At 36.2% G+C, this 24,025-nt stretch carries 16 protein-coding genes and 2 pseudogenes; 15 read left to right on the top strand and 3 right to left on the bottom strand.

The window, feature by feature from the left end:
• Positions 1 to 55: 55 nt before the first annotated feature.
• Entirely contained in the window at positions 56 to 949 is an 894-nt protein-coding gene (gene omp33-36, locus ACT4_RS12915) for a porin Omp33-36 (protein WP_007482787.1), read from the bottom strand.
• A gap of 701 nt (positions 950 to 1,650) precedes the next feature.
• Here omp33-36 and blaOXA point away from each other — a divergent pair.
• Together blaOXA and ACT4_RS12905 are read left to right on the top strand one after the other, a co-directional pair.
• Entirely contained in the window at positions 1,651 to 2,484 is an 834-nt protein-coding gene (gene blaOXA, locus ACT4_RS12910; RefSeq protein WP_007482786.1) for an OXA-266 family class D beta-lactamase, read from the top strand.
• 555 nt (positions 2,485 to 3,039) lie between these two features.
• Positions 3,040 to 4,761, top strand: a complete 1,722-nt coding sequence (locus tag ACT4_RS12905; protein ID WP_007482785.1) for a GGDEF domain-containing protein — start codon at positions 3,040 to 3,042, stop codon at positions 4,759 to 4,761.
• 167 nt (positions 4,762 to 4,928) lie between these two features.
• Here the strand turns inward: ACT4_RS12905 and uvrA are convergent, their stop codons facing one another.
• Positions 4,929 to 7,760, bottom strand: coding sequence for an excinuclease ABC subunit UvrA (gene uvrA / locus ACT4_RS12900; RefSeq protein WP_007482784.1), 2,832 nt, complete (start codon positions 7,758 to 7,760; stop codon positions 4,929 to 4,931).
• Positions 7,761 to 7,970: 210 nt separating this feature from the next.
• Between uvrA and ACT4_RS12895 the strand changes: the two genes are divergently transcribed.
• The 3 genes from ACT4_RS12895 (at position 7,971) to ACT4_RS12885 (ending at position 9,991) form a co-directional block, all read left to right on the top strand.
• Complete coding sequence (locus ACT4_RS12895; RefSeq protein WP_007482783.1) at positions 7,971 to 8,540, top strand: DUF2939 domain-containing protein; 570 nt, start codon at positions 7,971 to 7,973, stop codon at positions 8,538 to 8,540.
• Positions 8,541 to 8,594: 54 nt separating this feature from the next.
• Positions 8,595 to 8,948, top strand: a complete 354-nt coding sequence (locus tag ACT4_RS12890; protein WP_004878002.1) for a DUF1304 domain-containing protein — start codon at positions 8,595 to 8,597, stop codon at positions 8,946 to 8,948.
• Positions 8,949 to 9,256: 308 nt separating this feature from the next.
• The gene (locus ACT4_RS12885) at positions 9,257 to 9,991 is read left to right on the top strand and encodes a hypothetical protein (protein WP_007482782.1); all 735 of its coding nucleotides are present in this window, start codon (positions 9,257 to 9,259) and stop codon (positions 9,989 to 9,991) included.
• A gap of 107 nt (positions 9,992 to 10,098) precedes the next feature.
• Here the strand turns inward: ACT4_RS12885 and tenA are convergent, their stop codons facing one another.
• On the bottom strand, positions 10,099 to 10,767 hold the full coding sequence (tenA, locus tag ACT4_RS12880; RefSeq protein WP_007482781.1) for a thiaminase II: 669 nt from the start codon (positions 10,765 to 10,767) through the stop codon (positions 10,099 to 10,101).
• Between the two features lie 171 nt (positions 10,768 to 10,938).
• Here tenA and ACT4_RS12875 point away from each other — a divergent pair, with 171 nt between their 5' ends.
• The 10 genes and pseudogenes from ACT4_RS12875 (at position 10,939) to ACT4_RS17335 (ending at position 23,851) form a co-directional block, all read left to right on the top strand.
• Positions 10,939 to 12,021 carry a DUF475 domain-containing protein gene (locus ACT4_RS12875; RefSeq protein WP_004877997.1) on the top strand — a complete coding sequence of 361 codons (1,083 nt, stop codon included), beginning with the start codon at positions 10,939 to 10,941 and terminating at the stop codon, positions 12,019 to 12,021.
• 136 nt (positions 12,022 to 12,157) lie between these two features.
• Positions 12,158 to 13,522: an MFS transporter gene (locus ACT4_RS12870; protein WP_007482779.1), complete on the top strand. Its 1,365-nt coding sequence runs from the start codon at positions 12,158 to 12,160 to the stop codon at positions 13,520 to 13,522.
• Positions 13,523 to 13,574: 52 nt separating this feature from the next.
• Positions 13,575 to 14,153 carry a single-stranded DNA-binding protein gene (gene ssb / locus ACT4_RS12865; protein ID WP_007482778.1) on the top strand — a complete coding sequence of 193 codons (579 nt, stop codon included), beginning with the start codon at positions 13,575 to 13,577 and terminating at the stop codon, positions 14,151 to 14,153.
• Positions 14,154 to 14,308: 155 nt separating this feature from the next.
• Positions 14,309 to 15,535, top strand: a pseudogene (locus ACT4_RS12860) (site-specific integrase).
• Complete coding sequence (locus tag ACT4_RS12855) at positions 15,528 to 17,084, top strand: site-specific integrase (protein WP_007482774.1); 1,557 nt, start codon at positions 15,528 to 15,530, stop codon at positions 17,082 to 17,084. The pseudogene ACT4_RS12860 and the gene ACT4_RS12855 overlap by 8 nt, the downstream one beginning before the upstream one ends.
• Positions 17,077 to 19,202 (top strand): annotated as a pseudogene (locus ACT4_RS12850) (integrase). The gene ACT4_RS12855 and the pseudogene ACT4_RS12850 overlap by 8 nt, the downstream one beginning before the upstream one ends.
• A 1-nt stretch (position 19,203) precedes the next feature.
• Positions 19,204 to 19,620: a hypothetical protein gene (locus ACT4_RS12845; protein WP_007482771.1), complete on the top strand. Its 417-nt coding sequence runs from the start codon at positions 19,204 to 19,206 to the stop codon at positions 19,618 to 19,620.
• A 209-nt stretch (positions 19,621 to 19,829) separates the two neighbouring features.
• Complete coding sequence (locus tag ACT4_RS12840) at positions 19,830 to 22,214, top strand: hypothetical protein (protein ID WP_007482770.1); 2,385 nt, start codon at positions 19,830 to 19,832, stop codon at positions 22,212 to 22,214.
• 593 nt (positions 22,215 to 22,807) lie between these two features.
• Positions 22,808 to 23,416 carry a hypothetical protein gene (locus ACT4_RS12830; protein WP_007482768.1) on the top strand — a complete coding sequence of 203 codons (609 nt, stop codon included), beginning with the start codon at positions 22,808 to 22,810 and terminating at the stop codon, positions 23,414 to 23,416.
• Positions 23,417 to 23,680: 264 nt separating this feature from the next.
• Positions 23,681 to 23,851, top strand: coding sequence for a hypothetical protein (locus tag ACT4_RS17335; RefSeq protein ID WP_007482767.1), 171 nt, complete (start codon positions 23,681 to 23,683; stop codon positions 23,849 to 23,851).
• Positions 23,852 to 24,025 lie beyond the last annotated feature (174 nt).

Here is a 24,025-nt window from a genome sequence, read left to right as displayed (position 1 = left end):
AACTGGTTTTTTTATTATGAATTAAGGGTTCTAGGTTTAGAACCCGAATTCAATATTAGAAACGGAACTTCGCGTTCACGCCAACAGTTTGCGTATCTAGGTCAGCATTAACTGCATTTGCATTTAAATAGCTAGCACCTACAGCAACAGCTGGAGTGATGAAGTAGTTAACGTTCGCGCCCCAAGCAGATTTGATTGGAGAGAAGTTATCGTTAGCAGGGTTTTTGCTAGCACTTACTTCTGCATAAGAAGCACCAACGCTTAACTTAGGTGTTACGTATACATCAGTTTTTAATTGGTAAGCAGTAGTGTCGCCATAAACAAGACCAGCTTCAAAACCTACAGCCATGTTCGTACCATCGATGTTACCAACGTATTTAGTACGTGCAGTAATCGCATCTTGGTCTTCACCAATTGTTGCAGCTTCGCCAAATGATTTAACGATACCTTGAGAAAGTACGCTGTTTGCATCTAAAGCGAATTGGTCAACGATGCTAGTGTAACCTACAGCAACTAAAAAATTAGGCGCTAATAAAGTACCAACTTCTAAAGCATAACGATCGCCGTTGTCTTTTTCGCCATCAACTTTAGTTTTAGAGTGGCTATAAGATGCGCTTGTATATACTGGTAAATAAGGTGTAGGGATATATGCTTCACCCTTAGCACCAATAGATTCATTTTTTGTAGTAACGATCTCATCGCCACTTTCTTTAGCAAAGCTATATGCAACAGAAACATTAGATGCTTGGTTTAGGAAAGCAGCTTCAGCTAAAGGACCTTTAGATGTATCAACATCTTTAAGGAAATAGCTGATTTGCCCAGCGCCAGTGAAGTCTTTGTCATTCTGTTTTGTATCTAAAAATTCAGATTGACCTTGAACTTCGAATTGGTAAGCGTGAGCACCGGTCATGGCTAATACTAAAGCAGTGGCTAAACCGAGTTTTTTCATAGTAATTTCCAGCATTGATATAAAAGAAATATAAATCTGGAGTCATTCTATTGTAACAAAATATGAAGTCAATGTAATAAATTCTATGACCCGACAAACGAATGTATGGCTTGTATGTATTGTCTAAAAAATAGACAAACGTATTTTATTTTGTCAACCAATCATGAAAATTATAATTAACAGTAAGATAGCGTCATTTTAGATATTCTGATTTCATCTAATAGCAGGCATATATCTATGCTTTTTAATTGTTTTATACGATTAATATGATCGTTTTTTCTTTTTTAAATTCTTAAAATTGTAATATTTTAGGTTTCTTAGTGAGACTTTTATCTCATTTTCTTGGTTTTTTGTGTGGTGTAACTGTTTTTTCTTAATTGTAATCTTAAATTTTGTGTAATTGTAACGTATAAATAATCAACAAAAACGATAAAAAACACAATTCCGATCTATTTAATCAACTTTACTTTTTGAGACTTGGTTCGCATAATTGGCATCAAGAGGTATTTAATTTGCATTATGCCTTTATAACATTTTCTTGAGTATTCGATGTTTTTACATCTCTGTTTACTAGCTCGGCTTTCCCCAAGGCTGAGCTTTTTTTTGCCTTTTTTATAGTAAATGAAAATAGAATAATAATACAAATTTGATGAAGAAATAGGCTTATATTAAAACTCTATACTCTGCCATATTCCTTCATTATGCTAAAAAAGTTCAAAGTTGCTCTGCTATGTAGTTCGTTATGCTTAAGTTTAGGCTTGGTTGCTTGTCACAGCTTAAATTCAGAGCTGCAGATTGCAGAACAGCAAAAGCAACAACAAAAAATTTCTAAGCTATTTGTGAATGCCAAAACAGAAGGCGTATTTGTCACTTATGACGGTCAAAAGATACATGAATATGGGAATGCCTTAAATCGAGCTCAAACCTCTTATATCCCTGCATCTACTTTTAAAATGCTCAATGCTTTGATTGGCATCCAACATCATAAAACGAGACCGAATGAAGTTTTTAAATGGAATGGAGAAAAGCGCAGATTTAAGAGCTGGGAAAAAGATTTGACCTTAACTGAGGCGATTCAAGCATCCGCTGTTCCTATTTATCAAGAATTAGCCAGACGAATAGGTTTAGATTTGATGGCATCTGAAGTTAAAAGAATAGGTTTTGGAAATTCAGATATAGGCAATCAGGTCGATAATTTTTGGTTGGTTGGCCCATTAAAAATCACACCGATTCAAGAAGTCAGATTTGCCTACGCGTTGGCAAATGAGCAATTGGCGTTTGACATTCCTGTTCAGCAGCAAGTTAAGCAAATGTTATTGGTGGATCAGGTGAATGGAACAAAAGTTTATGCGAAAAGTGGTTGGGGAATGGATGTTGAGCCACAAGTGGGATGGTGGACAGGATGGGTAGAGCAGCCTAATGGTAAAGTAACTGCATTTTCTCTAAATATGGAGATGAATAAAACTGAACATGTGGAGGCTCGGAAAACGATTGTTTATGAGGCATTGCAGCAGTTAGGTTTAATTCAGCATTAGATTAATATTCACATAAAAAAGACCCAACCGTTTTATTTGGTTGGGTTGAAAAGGATGTTTAGCTTGGGGGAGAAAACATCCTAGAGGGTTAACTAAAATCTATAAGTCTGTGCTTTAGTAAAGTATTACTCTTTTTAATAAACGTGTGAAATTGATAATTTTTATCTAAAAGATTTAGTTTTTCGATCAGGCGTGGAATGTTTTTATTTGAAAACAGTGTTATATCTCTAATAATTAAAGATAATTTTGAATATATAGCAATTTATTTAGCTCATAAATCATTTATTTATTCTTTTGGCTAATTTAAATAATACAAAAGTATTTTATAATTCTTCGAAAGATCAATTTGATGAAAATTGTTTTAATTATTATTAATAATTAAAACAAATAGATAAATATAAATTAACAAACCAAAAGGAAAATTGGTTTTGCTTGTATTTTATCTGTTTAAAAAAACAGCTTTAATTATGACGGTATAATTTTAAAAATCAGGTAAAATTACATACTGTTTGAAAATCAATCTGGATGAGTTTTTGAAACAAGCAAGGTGTGTGCATGGGACGTAGTTTAAAAAGTGCGAAATTACGTTCTGAGCAAATCAGTCTCCGGCTTTTTCTATGTATGGTCGTTATTATTTCTTCGATCCTATATATCTCTATCCCTCTGATTATTCAAAGCTATCAAGAATATATTAAGACAAATCAAGTATTAACAGAAATTACGAGCCTGCGTGCCTTAGTAAAAACAGCCAATAAAATTTCTCGAGAACGCGCACCTGCCAATAAGGTTATGTCGAGTACCGTTGAAGAATTAGCAGCCAATCAAAAAGAGTTAGCTGAGTTTAGATTGGTTGTGGATGATCAGATTGATCAGACCATAGCGACGTTAAATCAAGGTGGATTTGAGTCGATTGCGACACATTTACAAACTGATTTCAAAGCAAAGTTGAATCATGGTCGTGAGGTTGTAGACGCTTATGCAAATATTCCCCATGCTCAGCGAACGTCTGCTCAATTTAATCATGCAATTTTTACGATGTTTGATGTTTGGGATGAGAGCCGAAAATATTTAAATGATTTGATGAAACTATCCAAAAGTAAAGACAGCAAAATGTCGAATTATTTTATTTCGATTTTGGTTCTTACGGATATGCGTGATCAGGCAGGGCGAGTTGCTTCAAATATTATGGCACCTGTGACATTTGGTGAAAAAATCTCAGATATTAATCGAGCACGTTGTTTACAAACCCAGCATCAATCTCAATATTTATGGTCTTTGGTTGATACGATCCAACCTGAACAAACCAAGACAGCTGAATATGTACATTTACATCAACGAGTAAAAACAGAGTTTTTAGATCAAGGTTTACCTTTAATTACGAAATTACTCGATCAAAGCCAAAATAATCAAACCTATTTTCTCACGGGTACGCAATTAACGAATCGGATTGTAGATAAATTTACAACGGTTATGGATTTGCAGAATTATATTTTAGATTACAGTATTCAAGTTGCACACGAGCAGAATAAAAAAGCCAAGCAACAATTCATTTTTACTTTGTGTATTTCTTGTCTGTCCTTGCTGACAGCTATTTTTATTATGATTTATACAAAGCGGAAAGTATTTAGTCCGTTAATCAAAGCACGAGAAATGATTCTACGCTTATCAAATGCGTCAAAAGAAGAGTTAAAAACCAAACAATCCAGACAGGAGTTTTTATCTTTATTTGAGGCGATTGATCGTTTAAAAGTGATGTTGAATCAGCGTGACATGATGGAGACGCAGCTTAAAAAGATTGCCAACTCGGATGTGTTAACAGGTGTCGCGAATCGTTTGGCTTTGGAAGAATATGTTCATGCTCTGGAGCGTAAGCCGAGTGGTTTTTTAAACACGGCTGTGGTTGTGGTTGATATTGATAATTTTAAATTTGTGAATGATCAGTATGGGCATATTGTGGGTGATCAAGTCATTTCCACGATTGCCGATCACCTTAAACATAATGTCCGAGCATCTGATTTAATTGTTCGTTATGGTGGTGATGAGTTTTTGGTTGTCATTGAAAATATTACGATAGATGCAGCAAAGGTTATCGCAGAAAGTATCCGTTCAGAAATTGCGAAAGAGCCTATCACTCTTTCCAACTCCGATGAATTGCTTTGGGTTTCGGTCAGTATTGGTGTAGCTGTTGGTGCTGAAAACTGGTTGGAATTGTTAGAAAAAGCGGATCAGTCGATGTTAAGAGCGAAGGCAAAGGGTAAGAATGTGGTGGAAGGGTAAACACTCTTGCTCCAATCTATTTATTAAAACCTCATCCATGCTTTCTTTTTTGAATTATTTCTTGAACAGGTTTATATCCATATCTTTCTGAAAATCGCATTATTCCCTCAAATAAAAAAACGGTGAATGAATCACCGTTTTATCATGAAATTACAGTAAATTGGATTTTATTTAAGCATCGGTTTTAAGAACTTACCTGTATGTGAAATTTCAACTTTAGCAACTTGTTCAGGTGTGCCTTCAGCAATAATTTGACCACCACCAGAACCACCTTCTGGGCCTAGATCAATCACCCAATCGGCAGTTTTGATCACATCCAAATTATGCTCAATCACCACAATGGTATTACCCTTATTACGTAGCTCATGCAAGATGTCGAGTAACTTGGCAATATCATGGAAATGTAGACCTGTAGTCGGTTCATCCAAGATATATAAAGTTTTACCCGTATCCCGTTTTGCTAACTCACGCGCTAATTTCACGCGTTGCGCTTCGCCACCTGATAACGTTGTCGCAGCTTGTCCCAAACGAATATAGCCAAGACCAACTTGAGTCAACGTCTCTAAACGACGATGAATGACAGGAATAGCACTAAAGAATTCTGCCGCATCCTCTACCGTCATTTCGAGTACATCGGAAATATTCTTGCCTTTATAGCCGACTTCCAACGTTTCACGGTTATAACGCTTGCCATGACAAGCATCACAAGGCACATACATATCTGGCAGGAAGTGCATCGCCACCTTGATCATGCCGTCGCCTTCACACGCTTCACAGCGACCACCTTTCACGTTAAACGAGAAACGACCTGCGCTATAACCCCGTGCTTTGGCTTCAGGTGTCTGAGCAAATAACTCACGAATCGGCGTAAATAAACCTGTGTAGGTTGCTGGGTTTGAACGTGGTGTACGTCCAATAGGACTCTGGTCAATATCAACCACTTTATCCAAATGCTGCAAGCCATCAATCGAATCAAACTTTTCAGCAGTCAGTGTGGTTGCACCATTCAATTGTGTTGCTGCTAAAGGCAATAAAGTACGGTTAATCAGGGTTGATTTACCAGAACCTGAAACCCCAGTCACGCAGGTCATGATGCCAAGAGGAATCGTTAAATCGACATGTTGTAGATTATGCCCATTTGCGCCAGAGAGTTTGATGAATTCATCAGGACGAGGCGATTGAGTACGCTGTTCAGGCACTTCAATTTTAAGTTTGCCTGATAAATATTGACCTGTGAGTGAATCTGCATGATTGGCGAGTTCATCATAAGTGCCTTCGGCAATCACGGCACCGCCATGAATACCTGCGCCTGGACCGATGTCAATAATATGGTCAGCGGCACGAATCGCATCCTCATCATGCTCAACCACCAGTACGGTATTACCTAAATCACGTAAACGAATCAGAGTTTGCAGAAGGCGATCATTGTCACGTTGATGTAGACCAATCGACGGTTCATCCAGCACATACATCACGCCCATCAGACCTGCACCGATTTGCGAAGCTAAGCGAATACGTTGTGCTTCACCGCCCGACAAGGTTTCAGCCGAACGCGCTAAGCTGAGATAATTGAGACCAACACTGACCAAGAAGTGCAAACGTTCACGAATCTCTTTAAAGATTTTATCCGCGATTTCGCCTTTAGCACCTTCGAGATTGAGATCCTGATAATAACTTTCAGCATCACCAATCGACATCTTGGTAATTTCAGCGATGGTTTTATCTTTAACACGAACGTGACGAGAAATTTCATTCAGACGAGAGCCACCGCAGGCATCACATGCGGCATTCGATAAGTATTGCGCCAAATCATCACGCACATAATTCGATTCAGTCTCGCGATAGCGACGTTCTAAATGCGGCAAAATCCCTTCAAAGGCTTGTACACGACTGTGTTTACGACCACGTTCATCAATATAACTGAGGTCAATTTTCTCTTTGCCAGTGCCTTGTAAGAATTTCTTTTGTGTATCTTTGTCGAGTTGATTCCAAGGTGTATCAAGTGGAATATCAAAGTGATCAGCCACTTTCTGCAACATCGTGTAGTAATAAGGACGTTGTCTGTCCCAACCACGAATTGCGCCTTGGCTAATTGAAATTTCAGGATTTGGAATGAGTTTATCTGCACTGAAATGGCTACGCGTTCCCAAACCATCACAGACAGGACAAGCACCGAATGGATTGTTAAATGAGAATAAGCGTGGTTCAAGCTCCGCAACAGCTCGATCACATTCAGGGCAAGAGTGTTTTGCTGAGAACACGCGTTCTGGGTGTTCGCCATTCATCCACGATAAAACTGCAATATCACCACCTAAACGTAAAGCCGTTTCAAAGGATTCTGCGATACGATTACCGAGATCATCACGGACTTTAAAGCGATCGACGACTACTTCAATCGTATGTTTTTTCTTTTTGTCTAATTCTGGCGGAGTATCTATATCAATGATTTCACCATCGACACGGGCACGAACAAAACCTTGACCTTGAAGTTGCTCAAACAGTTGAGTGTATTCACCTTTACGCTCACGCACGACGGGTGCGAGCAGCATGAGTGCAGTCCCTTCTTCAAGTGCTTTCACTGCATCGACCATTTCTGAAATGGTCTGCGCCACCATGGGTAGATCATGTTCAGGACAATACGGTGTCCCTACACGCGCATACAGCAAACGTAAATAGTCATAAATTTCGGTAATGGTGCCCACGGTTGAACGTGGGTTGTGGCTAGTTGACTTTTGTTCAATGGCAATCGCAGGAGAGAGGCCTTCAATCGAATCAACTTCAGGTTTCTCCATTTGTGAAAGGAACTGACGCGCGTAGGCAGACAGCGATTCAACATAACGGCGTTGACCTTCGGCATAAAGTGTATCGAAAGCAAGTGAGGATTTGCCTGAGCCTGAGAGTCCCGTAATCACCACAAACTTGTCACGTGGAATATCGAGTGACACATTTTTTAAATTATGGGTACGTGCGCCTCGAATACGGATATGACTTTGACTCATAAATACATCTCGGAATTGTGCGAATAAAACGTGTATATAATAGCGATTTAAAATTGTTCAAGCTGTAACAAAACGATTTTAAACGTCAGATTGTGTCGGATTAGTGATTTTAAGTAAGTTTTAACATGAATTTTCTATATTGCCCAAGCCTTTATCAATGCAATTTAAATACCATTAAGTAAAAAATAAATTCCTGAAATCGAGGATCGTATGTCGAAAACGTTGAAGATTTCTATCTCGGCTATTGTGCTGACTGCTTTAGCTTATTTAATTTTGTCGCCATATTTTGTGATTTATCAAATTCGACAAGCGGTAGAACGAGATGATGTGAATGCTGTCGCAAGTTATGTGGACTTTCCCAGTGTGCGCCAAAGTTTCAAGGATCAATTCAATAATGAGCTGTTGCAAGAGTTTCCATCACGAGAAAATGAAGGTAGCTTTGTTGCTTTAGGGGCAATGTTGGCATCTTCGATGGTTGATAAAATGGTGGATCTGATGGTGACGCCTCAAGGAATCTCTTTATTATTACAAGGAAAAAAATTCAAAGAAGGGTTGTCATTTCAAGGTGAATCGGCAAAACAATCCCAAAATAACGCACTAACAACCCATCAAAATGGTGCTGAAAAAGTGACTTATCACAGTCGTTATCAGTCATGGAATCAATTTAGCGTTGAAATAGATGATCCCAAAAATCAATCTTCAGTCAATTTAATCTTACATCGAGAGGGTTTGAGCTGGAGAGTCACGGAAATCATGTTACCTATCACGCAATTCAAATAGATCAGTGATAAATTGGAAAGCATTGCACGATAGAAAAGATCAGGAATAAGTAAAATGTTAGGAACGATTCTTGTTGCGTTGATTGCGGTATTACATGTTTATATTTTAGTGTTGGAAATGTTTTTATGGGATAAACCTTATGGTTTGAAAGCATTTGGCAATACCCCCGAAAAAGCACAACTCACCAAAGTTCTGGCTCAAAATCAGGGTTTATATAATGGCTTTTTGGCAGCAGGTTTATTTTGGTCGCTTTGTGCTCCTGAAACGTATGCATTAGCGCTCGCCAATTTCTTTTTAGGCTGTGTATTGGTTGCAGGGATTTACGGTGGACTCACTGCCAGTAAGAAGATCATCTATATCCAAGCCGTACCTGCGTTGCTTGCCTTAATTGTGGTGAATGTTTTTTAGTCCAAAGATAAAAGTAGGCAGCGTCTCTAATTTATGCTTTAATGCGCCCAGTTTGAGATGAGCCTCATACAGTATATTGGCGATACAATATACGACTAAGCCCCTTAATTGGGGCTTTTTTACGTTCTTAATAAATAGCGTTAAGGGTTTATCTATATCAATTTGACGACGTAATTTGTAAGCATCGCAAGTGTTAGGTTAGAAGCTGTCATTTTCAGTCAGTTCAGCGAAATTAGTGCAAGAAATGCTTTGTTGATAATGAAATAAGTAAATTAAAATTAAAGACTTATAAATACAGAGTAATAATAATGTTAAAAAATCTGATTTTATTGTGCTGGGGGATCTGTGCAAGTTTTAGTGTATATGCACAAGAAACAAAGATTACGGGATTTGATCAGTTCTTCAATTTAGATGTGGAACATCATTATGAATTGGAATTAAAAAACTTAAATCCTAGCGCGCAAATCTGGACGGCATTTTATATTGTGGGCGTGCCTAAATCGGCAGGCATGCAGACCAAAGCTGATTTTACTGTAATGGGTGAGGGTTTACTTTCACAAGCGCATCCGACAAATCCAACTGAAGTTATGAGCTTGATGGCAAATGATTTACCGATTCGTCAGAACTATTCTCTTAAAGCATTTGATGATTTAGCCAGTGAAATTGAAAGTCAAACAGGTGTTAATATTCAAGATCCTGACGTAAATGGTGCAGCGAATGTCCGTGTATATGGACGTATTTTGGACTGGATTCCTGAATATAATTTGCAAAAGCCCGCTGTAATTTCTTTCGGTATTACAGATGCACAAGATTTAGATATTAAGGCAGCTTATGTCATTGTTGGTGAAGGAGAGAAAACCCCGCAGTTAATGCAGCTGAATATTCAAGAAAAAGCTGATCCGGAGCAAGTTCAGCAAGCATTTCAAGAGACCACTAGAAGTTCAGAGTTTAGATTAGTTCGCTTTGAGACCAAATTTTTAATCTTCTTTGTGATACTCGCGGCGACAATCTTTTTAAATTGGCACAAATTCCGCAGAGACTAAGACAGAAAAAGTGCTTAAAAGAAAAATATTAGATGGTTGAATCTTTGGCTGATAGCAATTCGGTATTTGCACCTCGCTAATTGAAGTGAGGTGCAATTATGACTCGCTTAATCCAATCCTAGCCATTGGCGTTGTTGGTAAGCACTATCCCAAAATAGCCATTCTAGTTTGGCACCCATGGTATAAGCAGCGTGCATTTTAGCTAAGGTATCTTCATCACAACGCGATGCCACTCTATCAATGGTTGCAATCACATTGCTCACCGCTGTATTGAATTCCTCTCCTGCGTAGGTATCAATCCAAGCTTGGTAAGGGTTATTGGCAACCGATTTATCAACGATGTCTTTACCAACTTCTGCATAAATCCAGAAACAAGGTAACAGTGCTGCCAAAATCACAGGATAGCTTTCTGACCAAGCTGTTGCGGTGAGGAATGAAGTGTAGTGATGACAAGCAAGTGTTAATGGCGTTGATTCAAATTCTGTTTTGCTGACATTAAATTCCTGCATAAAATCACTATGCAAACTACGTTCTACGATAATTGCGATTTTAGCGGCTTCAGAAAATTGAATAATATCATCAGCGTCATAGGCTTTTGCGGCAGCTACGGCAAGCGCACGACCATAAGCCACAAGATAATGCGCATCTTGAATCACATAATGACAAAAGACCTCACGGTTTAATGTGCCTGCTGTAAGTTCTTGATTAAAAGGAAGTGCAAGAATTTTTTTATATAAGTCTTGATTTCGTTGCCATACATCTTGTGAAAAAGTCATGTTTTGAACCTATAAAAAACATAAAAACGATTTTGGCAAAACTATAGCAGAGATCGTTGCAATCTCTATTCTTCTCACAAGAACAGCAACAATCTTTTCTATCTTTCAGTCAAAACTCGCCTACAATAGTCTCATTTTTATCACTCGACGATTTCGAATAAAAGGCTGCTCATGAAGCATTTTCGTTTTTCAATTTTCTTTACAGTGGTGTGTTTAGCACTATCTGCCTACTGGGGTTATACGCATGGCCCAGAAGCAGGCGTGGCAACGATGCTGAAAGCATTGACGATTACTGCAATTTTGGCGGTGATGGAAGTTTCACTTTCTTTCGATAATGCGGTTGTGAATGCTTCAGTTTTACGTAACTGGGATCATTTCTGGAAAATGATTTTCTTAACGGTAGGTATTTTGGTTGCCGTCTTTGGTATGCGTTTAATTTTCCCTGTTGTGATTGTCGCAGTGACAGCAGATATGGGGATGATTGAAGTTGCGAAATTGGCTTTGAATGATCCAAAAACATATTCGGAACGTTTAATGGCACATCATGCTGAAATCTCAGCTTTTGGTGGTACTTTCTTACTGATGGTGTTCTTAAACTTCTTCTTTGATGACGGTAAAGAAACCCATTGGTTTAAATGGTTAGAGTCTAAACTTGCGCATCTCGCGAGTGTCCCTGCGATGTCGGTATTTCTCGCTTTGATTGCCATGATTATCATGGCAGCAAATGTTGATGAGTCTGCACGTTTAGCCGTGACGATGTCGGGTATTTGGGGAATTGTGGTCTATATTGGGGTACAAGTCCTGAGCCATTTATTGGGTGGCGAGCCAGAAATTGATGACGATGGTAATGCGGTTATGCATGATTCTAATGGTGCAGCCTCTGGGGTAGTGAAAGCTGGAATCGGGGGTTTCTTGTACCTCGAAGTGCTTGATGCATCGTTTAGTTTTGATGGTGTGATTGGTGCATTTGCGATTACCAGTGATGTCGTGATCATCATGTTGGGTCTTGCGATCGGTGCGATCTTTGTGCGTTCGATGACGATTTATTTGGTCGAGAAAGGCACATTGGATGCATATATCTTCTTAGAACATGGTGCGCACTATGCCATCGGTGCTTTGGCATTCATCATGATTGCCAGTGGTACGGGCGTGCATGTCCCAGAAGTGGTGACAGGATTAATCGGTGTTGCGTTCATTGTTTGGGCTGTGATTGCGTCCATTCAATATAGTAAGCATGAACAGCGAATCTCTTAAGCTTGCTTTCAGTTTAATGATCTAAGATCAGAAAAAGGGACGGAAACGTCCCTTTTGATTTTTTAGCTTGTGATTTTTTCAGCGCATTCTAAGCGAATGGCTTATAATTCGCTGAGCCAGTAATAGTGTCTTGCCAATGATGAATGCTTTAGAACGCCGTTCAACCTTTGCCTTAAGTAGCATTTTTGCCTTACGCATGTTGGGCTTGTTCATGATTATTCCTGTCTTTTCAGTTGCAGGGCAGTCTTATCAATATGCAACGCCAGCATTAATTGGTTTAGCTGTGGGGGTTTATGGTTTAACGCAAGCCATTTTACAAATCCCATTTAGCTTGTTGGCAGATCGTTTTAGTCGTAAACCTTTGGTGGTGTTAGGACTATTACTATTTGCGATCGGCGGTGCGATTGCTGGGCTGTCGGATACGATTTATGGTGTGATTATCGGGCGTGCCGTTGCGGGTGCGGGTGCTGTTTCTGCTGTGGTGATGGCACTACTTGCAGATGTTACTCGTGAGGAGCAACGTACTAAAGCGATGGCTGCCATGGGGATGAGTATTGGTCTGTCATTTGTGGTGGCATTTAGTCTAGGGCCTTGGCTCACCAGTTTGGTTGGGATTTCTGGACTATTTTTCGTGACTACGATTATGGGTTTGGCAGCAATTTTAATGTTGTTGTTGGTGCCGAAAGTAACACGCCATCATAAGAACTTTCAGCAAGGTTATTTGTCTCAACTCAAACAAATCATACAAATTGGCGATCTGAATCGTTTGCATGTTTCTGTCTTTTCGTTGCATTTATTATTAACAGCGATGTTTATTTATGTGCCTTCGCAGTTGATTGAGTATGCGCAGATTCCACTGGCAAAGCATGGTTTAGTGTATTTGCCATTGTTGTTAATTAGTTTATTTTTTGCGTTCCCTAGCATCATCATTGCTGAAAAATATCGCAAGATGCGTGGCATTTTCTTAACTGCGATTGCAGGCATTATTGCAGGTTTATTGATCCTGATTTTTGGCTATGAATCTAAATATGTACTACTGGTAGGATTAGGTATTTTCTTTATTGCATTTAATGTGATGGAAGCACTTTTACCATCGTGGTTATCGAAATCTGCACCCATTCAATCGAAAGCAACTGCGATGGGAATTAACGCAAGTAGCCAATTCCTAGGTGCATTCTTCGGCGGTACGTTGGGTGGTCAATTGTTAATGTTACACAACACCTCGCTTGGGTGGAGTGTGTTGGCTGGTATTGCTATAATTTGGTTGCTCGTAAGTTTTGGGCTGGCTCAGCCGAGATATTTGTCTTCGATTGTATTGCGTTTGCCTGAAGCGCAACAAACAGATGAATGGACTTCAAAATTACTGGCGATTCGTGGTATTGAAGAAGTGGTGGTGATGTCTGAACAACAAGTTGCTTATATAAAGGTCGATAAACATCAAATTGATGATTCTGCGCGACAAGATTTAACGCACTTGTTAGGGAAAGAGGTAGCCATTTAAGCATAACTCTTATAAAGTAAAACATAGAAATAGATAGGACGTAGATAAGCTAATGCGTGGTGTAAATAAAGTAATTTTAGTCGGAACTTTGGGCCGTGATCCTGAAACAAAAACTTTTCCAAATGGTGGATCTTTAACCCAGTTTTCGATTGCAACAAGTGAGTCTTGGACAGATAAAAGCACGGGTGAACGTAAAGAACAAACGGAATGGCACCGTATCGTGTTGCACAACCGTTTAGGTGAAATTGCACAACAATATTTACGTAAAGGTTCGAAGGTTTATATCGAAGGTTCATTGCGTACACGTCAATGGACAGACCAAAATGGTCAAGAGCGTTACAGCACGGAAATCCGTGGTGATCAAATGCAAATGCTTGATTCACGTCAACAAGGTGAGCAAGGTTTTGCTGGCGGTAACGACTTCAACCAACCGCGTTTTAATAACAATAATAGTAATCAGGGCGGTGGTTACCAGAACACAGGTTATAACAACAATAATCAAAATGGTTATGGTCAACAAGGCGGTAACTACGCAGGTAGTCCGCAAGCTGGAAATGGTTTTAATACACCTAAATCATCGCCACAGCCTGCGGCAGCACCAGCTGATTTAGATGATGATTTACCGTTCTAGTACACCCTAGAGACTATGTTTTGTAAAGTTTATTAAATTATTCTTTATTAGCAGTTAGTTACAAATAAAATTTACAGATACCAGAAATGGTTCTGTAAATTTTTTTACTTATATCTTATGATATTTAATACTTAGATATTTTGTTAAATTTAACTATGATGTCTGTTAAAAGATTTGTAATGAGTAGTGGAGAGAGATTTGCTGTTCTTTTGAATAGTGATGGTGTTCCTATGACTTATCCAAATTTATATACGATCATTCATTTAAGAAATCGTGGTCAATCAATCAATACAATTTCTGCTTTTTTGGAAGATATTAAGTTGCTCTTTCAGTTGTTGGATAAGTTAGGAATTGACTTGGAACAAAGGATAAAAAGTAAAGATTTTTTAAAACTAAATGAAATAGAAGCTATAGTAAATTTAACCAGTTTCAATCGCAGTCGATGAGGTGGGGCAGATTCAAAAACAAAGATCATAAGTTTTCCAAAAAGTAATAATAAAGAGCGATCTAGAGCAAAATTGGATGTGACTCAGGACTATGTATCTAAACAATTAATATATAGGCGGTTAACTAATTTTGCTGAATATATTGGATGGTTTGAGACGCATCTTCATTCATCAGCAATAACAAGTACAAAACGTTTGTTAAAATCTCGTAGACCTCGTAAGTCCATGGATATTCAGTCTGAATACAAATCTTTTGATAGTGATCAATTAAATAAAATTTTCAAGGCGGTTGATCCTGATAATCAGAATCGTATCTGGACATCAGATTATCTTACTTATAGAAATGGGCTAATTATCTATTTGTTTTTATATCTTGGATGTCGTAAAGGTGAATTATTAAATTTAAAGATTACAGATATAACCCTTTCTCAAGGTGGTACATCGTATCTTACTATTAAGCGTAATCCTCATGATGTAAGTGATTCTAGGCTATATCAACCTTTGGTTAAAACTAGAAGTCGATCAATTGCAGTCAATCAAAATCTGAAGAAAAAATTAGAAACTTATATTTTAAATTATAGGTCAACAGTACCTAATGCAGAGCTAACAGACTTTTTGATTTTATCAAATAAAGGCCAGCCTTTATCAATCAATGCCTTAGATAAAATATTTTATGAAATTTCTAAAGTTGTTCTATTCAATGTACATGCTCATGCATTTAGACATACTTGGAATGATAAATTTTCTGAGAAGTCACAAATCCTAGTGGAAACAGGCAAAACCACAGAATCACAAGTTGAAAATGATCGTGCATATCTGATGGGGTGGATACCTAACTCACAAAGTGCAAGAAGATATTCAAGGCGTGCAGAGAATAAGCGTGCCGTAGAGTTTGGTTTAATTATCCAAGAAAAATTTGAGGATGAAAATGAATAAATCAATCCAAATCGATAGTTTCGATGAATTACAAAATACCTTTACCTCATTTAAAGGTTATAAAGTTGATATTTATGATGATATATGGGTGTTAGATATTAATCAGCAAGTAAATATGTCGAATCTCTCGAAATTTTCGGAGGAAGTTAGGTCTGATGTTTTAAATACCTTTATACACTTTGCTAAATATAGCTCAAGCACACATGCTACAGAAATGATCCGCTATGCACTTAAGTATCCCGATCTAACAGGAGAGTCAGAAATTACTTTAAAAGGAATTTTAGAATATAAAAACTATTATAATGATAAAAAATACGAATATAAGTTAGCAAAATTTAGAGTTTTTTTAAAAAAACTCTATGATTTGGGTTATTCCTCAGTAGATGGTGAAATTTACGATTTAATAGATTCATGGAGATTAAGTGGCAATGACAAAGGAGTAGCAGTCCTTTCCCTTGATCCAGATGAAGGCCCATTTAGCTCATTTGAATTTCAAGCAATTATTACTAGAACCAACGAATATTTAGCAGAAAATAAGATTTCCTATTATGAGGCTGCTTTAATTCGTATTTTTTGTGCGACTGGTAGAAGACCCATCCAGATTGCAGGATTAAAGGTGAAAGACCTATACGTTTCGGATAAATATAATTTTAATGATAAAAATGCAGTTCATATCCTTAACATTCCGAGAGCTAAAGTTAGGGGTGCTAGTGGATTCAGATTTGCTTTTAGTGAAGTGGGAATTCGTGAAAGTATTGCGAAAATTCTATTTGAGCATATTCAAATTTTAAAGAAGAAATTAACTAAACAGATAAAGCGAGCGTTATCTGAACAAGAGTTTGCAGAGTTACCACTATTCTATGATTTTGAGAAATTAGCTAATCTGGATTGGGGCAATCAGAATGAAATTTCAGAAATTTTATCAAAGGAAATTATTCATTTACCTACTGTTGAATTAACTCAAATATTGAGAGATGCTGTGGTGAAGCTTGGAGTCCGTTCTAGAGAAACTGGTAAACCAATACATATAACTGCATATCGGTTTCGCTACACGCTTGGTACAAATGCTGCTAGGCAAAAAGCAGGCGTGAATGTTATTGCAAAGCTGTTAGATCATCATGACACCCAGAATGCGCATTGCTATGTGCAAAGTATTCCTGAAATTGCACAGCAAATATCATCTATCATGGATGAAAGTTTACGCAAATATGCAGATGCTTTTCAGGGAAAAGTTGTAAAGGATGAGATTGAGGCTCAATCACAAGTTAAAGATGCGAATAGAATTTCTTGTGTAGAACAGGATTGTGATGTCGGCTCATGTGGTACACATCAATACTGTAACGATTACGCACCAATCGCATGTTATCTGTGTAGCAAGTTTATGCCTTGGGCAAATGCACCTCACCATCTAGTTCTAGAGCAATTAATAAAAGAACGGGATGATCTAATTGCGATGGGGTGTAGCCTTGAAGTCGCTGCCGTGAATGATCGAACAATTATTGCAGTTCAGCAAGTTATTGATGCTTGTAGGGAGTTTAATCATGGATAATTTAATATATTTTCCATCTGACAAAATCCAATCTCCTTACTCCGAAATTAAGCGGTTTATTGATTTTGTTAAACAATTATCAGAATTAAATGAAGATATTAGATTTGATGAGAATTATTGGAAAGGCGAAGTAAACTTTGTCAAAACAGGTATTTCATCCAAAGATAGATCACCTGAAAATCTTTTGCATCATTCAATTCTAGAATTTGCCAAAGCGTATGTTAAGTATCAGAGAATTAAGAGCAAGTTAAAAACCCAAGATACAATTCTTTCAATTCGGGCAATAGAACAAGTATGCTTAGACCGATATGGTGAAGTTGATTTAACTAAATTGGTTATTGCAGATTTTGACTTGGCTGCTGAAAATGCAAAAGTGAATTATAAAGCGAGTTCTGCTTACCATGTGGGTAGACAACTAAAGATTCTATTGGATTTTCTTCGCCAATTAAAAATAGTTGCTTTACCAGAATGGAAAAATCCAATTAAAAAACCTGCTGATAAGTCGATTGTACTAGATGAGGAGTCAGAGGAACATAGAGAATCTAAACTTCCTGATGAGGATGCGATTTTTGCATTAGCTGATATTTTCTCACGGAAAGATTCAGAATTGTCAGATAGAGATATTTTTGTCACCAGTGCTGTGAGTTTGCTTCTAGCTGCGCCAGAACGAGCATCAGAGCTATTTTTCTTAAAGCATAATTGTATCCACGAGGAAGAAGTCCAAACGCTTTCTAAGAGCAGTTTAGGGCTTACAGCAGATGGTTCTAATATTGAGACAGTATTAGGTATTAGATGGTATGCACAGAAAAATTATGGGGATGACATTAAATACATTCCAAGTGTCATGATCCCAACGGTAAAACGGGCTATTGAACGTTTGATTAAGATGTCAGAAAAGTCTAGACATTTAGCATATTTGCTTGAGACAAGCGATAAATTTCCAAGACATGAGCTTTGTCCCAAAGTGCCTGATGATCAATTGTTAAAACGCAGTGAAGTATTGTTGGCAATGGGATTTGATGTTTTTCTTTATGATGATGCGCGTAAAGAAAATAACAGTGGCATACAATTTTTAAAAACTCGTGAGATTCCTATTAGTGATTATTCAGTCTGCTTGAATGATTTAAATATCGTCCTGCGCAATAGATTGCCCAAAGGTTTTCCTTATATAACTTTTAAAACGGGTAATGGAGTTAAGGTTAAATGGTCAGAAGCTCTATTTTCTTGTTTCAATAATCAGTTTCATGAAGATAAGGTAACTATATCTACAGAGTTATGGATGCCCGATATTAATAGAATAAATGCGGCATTATCTCCAACAAAATTAAAAAAAGAGGAACAAATGAATTAAGTAATATTAAATCTATTTTTCAGCGGTGGGGTTACGGCAATTATAGTATGACAACTCATCAATTTAGGCATCTGTTGAATACAATAGCAAATACCAATGGAATGGATAGCATGTTACTCGCTAAATGGTCAGGGCGGGCTGATATGAAGCAAAATCGAGTATATGACCATACTTCGGTTGAAGATCGTAATTTTGGCTTAATTGAGATGCAGAAAAATGAGGTTGGTACAGTAAATACAGATAGTGCATTTACATTTCAGATCGCTACACCTCGTACTCTACAAGAGCTAAATACCAAAACAACATTGTCCATGCACACTACCGAGTTTGGACTTTGTACGCATTCTTATATTGATGAACCCTGCTTAAAGTATCGGAACTGTCTTAATTGTACAGAGCATGTCTGTATTAAGGGAGATGAAGAAAAGAAAAAACGGCTTCACGATCGACTTAGAAAAGAAAAAATCTTATGGGCAAAGGATAAGGAGGCTGTTAGTAAAAATGTTACTGGTGCAACGGTCTGGTTGCAAACTAGAGAGCTTACAATTAAACGTTGTGAACAGATGATTACTCTATTGGATGATCCAAACATTCCTGATGGAACACCTTTGAGTCTGTCCCCTTCTGAAGATGTTACACATCTCGATTTAGCGTATCAAAAAGCAAGTCGTAAACGTATCCCTGTTATTGAGAATACTCAACGTAAAAAGATCGAGGATGAACCACATTTGCTCAGTCCTGCATTGCAAATGGATTTATGGATTTGATATGGCACAGCATTTAACTGATAAAGACATCGAGAATATTGTTGAGCTTCTTGATTATTGGCCTTTAGATCAGAAATTGACTTGGGAGCGGCTATGTCAGGCCATTGAGCTACAGCTCGAACTTGTGCCTGCACCAACTCGTCAAACTTTACAGAAATATGTGCGGGTAAAGAATGCTTATGATCAATGTAAAAAACCAAAATCTACACAGGTTAAGAGTAATCCAACACAGAAATTACCTCCTAGTTTAAAAATTGCTCAAACTAGAATTGAGGCTTTGGAAGTCAAGAATGCCAGACTCGAAAAAGAAAACGCTATGTTGTTAGAGCAGTTCGTAGTGTGGCAATACAATGCTCATAAATATGGATTAAGTATTGCTAAATTGAATGAGCCGCTGGGTCAGAAAAATTCGGATTGATTGAAACAATATTTTATTTAATGAGTTAAAAAACTAATATATGAAAGATATTTTCTAAATTTTACTTGTAATGTTAACTAATGGATTAGCATAATAGATGAATAAGCATCATCTATAATGTTATATTTTTGAGTGAAGCCCTGTGGAAAGAGATCAAATAGAAAATTTGTATACTTACAAAGGCAAAGAACAGTTTGTAAGAGATATTAGTGAACATATTCACCTTTTTTCTTCTGTTTTTATTTATTTATTTTTGTGGTGTTTTTTATATAATTAATATAGGTGGTTTTTTAAGTTTAGATTTTTTAAATAAATATATTGATTTGAATATTGGTGATGAAAATACATTTTCTGGTGATTTGAAAAATGCATCATTGTATTTATTTGCCGCTCAAGCAACACTTATTGGTTTGGTTTTTCCTATTGTTATTGCTTACGTAAGTTTGGCTAATGAGGGAAGAGCTAGGTCAGATATATTAATGAAGATTTATAAAAGCCATACAGGGTTTAGTGCTCTTGCTAATAGCTTATTTTTGCTATTGGCATCTTATGCTTCTTTATTTGTTTTAGACTCTTTTTTTAATATCTATTTATTTAAGTTATCACAATTTTTCTTTCTAATTTGGTTTCTAATTAATATTTATATTATATATATTTTTTTAACAAAAACATTGGACTTTGTTGATGGGTTTAAAAAAATAGAAGAGGTTAAAAAATTTTCTTATAATAATAAAGATGGTGTTGGGGACGGTTTTTTAGTTATTTTGGATGAACTTAAATATTTTATTGAGAAAAAAAGTATTTCAAGGGTTGAAGAGCTTGAAATTAATATTGTTGATTTTTTGGAAATAAATTATATTAAGCACGGTTTTAATAGTGGAAATATAAAATTCTTTTTGTCTGAAATAAGAATTCTTATTGATAGTACGCTTGATTATAATGATACTCATTCTATAAGGAAAATGTTGTATATCTATTATTATATAGGTGGTAGATTGTTGAGAAATGGAGGTGGGGTATTTTTAAAAGATATATTAGAAATAAACTATGCAATAATTTTTAATGTAAACAATAAGTTAAATTTGGGTGATGGTTTTAAAAATTATGTTTTTTCTAAATTTTTAGATTCTTGGTCGTCTTGGAAATATGTAATTAAAGATAATGATGGTAAAGTTTATTATGCTTATGCTACTTTTATGGTGCTTTCTTTTTTTGTAATAAACAATATAAAAATAGATTTTATTTTAGATATATTTTTGAAAATACCAGAGGATGCGCAAGATGAATGGTATGAAAATGGTAATTATAAAATTTTCAATAAAATTGAAAAAGTTTCTGATCAAATGTTAATTAATCACTGTATTGACCTTAAGTTTTGTTTAATAAAAAATATAATAGATAGTCAGATAGAATTAAATTGTAAAAGGGAGTATGTAAAAAAAGTTTTGAAAAACACTTCCCCACTCACAGGAACAGCTCCAATTAGGGCTAACACAAGAATAGTAAGTACAGATGATTTAATATTTAGTTTAATAAGATTAATTTATAATCCTATTTACACTGAATATATTAATGACATGTTTGATAGGAGTAAACCTTCAGATAGAATGGTTAATCGATTATATATGGTTGATACAAGAAGTTATTTGAGTAAACTATCTGAGACTTACGCATGTATTTTTGATCAATTTATTTCAAATAAAAAATACTCTAATTTTATGTTGAATAGCTTTTTAGATGTTTTGGATGTTAAAGAAAGAGTTTCTTTGGCTATTAAAATTGATGAATATATTTCGGAGTTAAATAATATTGAATTTAATTTTGATTTTTTTACAGAAAGAAAAAGTAAAAATATAAAAAGTGATTTTTTAATTTTAATAGAAACGTTGCGAGATGATATTTTTTTAAATATAAATCTATATTATTCGAATTTTGTTATTAGTGATTATGTAAAAGGAAATATTTTTTATAATCAATTTAATCAAGTATACAGTTGTCTTAATTCGAGCTTATTTTCTAAATTTGTGATATGGAAAAATCAAGTAAGTAATCCAGAAGGTATAAGGTTGGATTGTGAATTGGATTTTGAATTTGAAGATTTGGATAGTAATTTAGTTGTTAGGGGAAATGAGAACTTTATTGAAATTAATTTCATTGATCAAATAATGAACTTAGCTAGTACTCATGAAGAAAAATCTGAGCATCCAATTTTGGAAATGTTAAAGTTTGCAAAAAAGGAAGTTTCGGAAGATCAAATTTTTCTGGTTTTCTGTCTAAGTTTTTTTAAAGATATAAATAACGAAAATTTTAATCTTAGTTATAGGAATATTGGTTTCGATACCTTTTTAATTAATGGTGTTGTCTTTAAGTTCATTAGAGGATTTGATAGTGATTTTTATGGTATCTGCTTTAATAATAAACTAGTTAGTTCTATAGAGGTTCTTTGTGGGAATGAAATCTTGAAAAACTCTTCATTGACACTTGTAAGCTTACCACCACCTAATTTTAGCTTGCATTATAAACTTATTTATGATTTTTTATATAAAATTAACATAAATTCAAACTATTTTATTTCTGCATTTAGTCGACTTTAATATTGATATATTTAATAATTTTTCAGTTCATTGCAATTAAAATTAAGTGAGTGATTACTTTAGCTTAGCTAGAGAGAATTCTATTTATAAAGTAATTGACTGAACAGTTACTTGAATCTATCATTCCTTTGCTGACCTAAATTGTCAGTCGGTTTTGACAGGCCGTGGCGTATAGCGTACCTGATTCATACTTTTTCAAGTGTGGGTTTATGTGCGAAACCCTCGTGTTCCCCCTTTGCGGTAGAACGGGAGGGGGACGCTTCGTGCGTGCTGGTTCTATATGCCCAGTCTGTCAACCCCCTCTTTGTTCTACCACCATCATTTGACAGTGATTTGGTAGAACCTTTATTCGCATATAGGAATTTATCATGTCTCATTCATTTTTTCTCATCTGTGCCTCGCCACATGCTCAGCCTCGTTATTTCAGACAATGGGGAATACAGAGCTAATTCTTAATTAGCTGTATTAAAAGCAACATTTTTAAATAGAACAATTCATAAGGTGGATGGCTAAGTCACGCCTATAAAAAATACCTATTTTTATGTCCTCCTTGTGATTGTGAGTTATTGCATTAAACATGTGTGGGAATAACTATGACTGAATTAACTAAACCAAAAATCATTCCAATCGAAAACTACCCGAAGAAATCCAAGCTATTTTTAAAGTGTGTAGTCTTACCGATTGTGATCTTTTTAATTGTTGCCAAGATTTTTTCTTTTGGCGCTTTTGCATATATCTTCTTTGGTTTTGATCTATTCTGGTTTGTGATCATCTACTACCTCTATCAATATGGAAATACTTTCTTTGATGGGATGACCGGGCAACTGAAACGTCAGGGTGAAACCTTTAATTATCAAAATCGTGGAGTCTGGATTAACAGTCAGGATAAAACCATCATCCTGTTTGATCAGCCTGATCAACGTTTAGTTAAATATCCTTTTGATTACATTACCTCTGTAGGCCATTATAACTTGGTCGAAGATCGCTTCAGAACCACAACTACAGTGATTAGTAACCCGATGATGGGAACACATATTAACCAACGTGAGCATAGAACACCTATGAAGCGAGAGTTTCAAGTTAATATTGGGACAAGAGATCAATTCAAACCTAACTATAGCCTAAAAGTGCTATTCCCTTGGCGCAGTCCTCAAATGGCAAGTGAAATCCGCCAGTTACTCTCGGCTGATCATTATCAATAATAAATATTAGAAAGGTAGTAAAACTTGAGGATTTCAAAAGAAATTATGCCATCTGTCCAAATGGCGGGATGTTGCGGTTCGGGTGAACGATAATAGCTGTATTATCAAGATCAATCGAACTTTACGTTATGACTATAATCTGCATGGCGAGGATTATTAAACAAAACAGAAATAACCATCTTAACATAGTACAGCTCATTGACACCTATCCTCCTGTTTCTGGAAATAGGAATTGGAGGATATTATGAGAAAAGGGAAATATCTGTGAATATTAAACCAATTAGAAATGAGGATGATCTTACTAACGCTTTTATCCGTTTAGAAAGCATCTTTCAGGCAGCTAAAGGAACATCTGAAGCCGAAGAAATGGAGGTTTTAATCTCCCTTATTGAAGTTTATGAAGATGAATATTACCCAATCAAATGTAGACCTTAAAGTGGTATTGGCAAATGAGAGGGTTTTGCTATTGGAGATATTTTCTTATTTCCTGTAATTAGAGTTATATGTATATCGAAATAATGATCGTAATAGGGGGAAAAGCTCCCAATTGATCAATTTTCGCAAGAAATTTAGTCATAGCATTGATCGTGGATACAGGATGGATTGTAA

Source organism: Acinetobacter sp. NBRC 100985 (assembly GCF_000241225.1).
GTDB classification, from domain to species: Bacteria; Pseudomonadota; Gammaproteobacteria; order Pseudomonadales; family Moraxellaceae; genus Acinetobacter; species Acinetobacter venetianus.
Note: the sequence above shows the minus strand (reverse complement) of the source record. Positions and strands in the feature narration are given on the sequence as shown.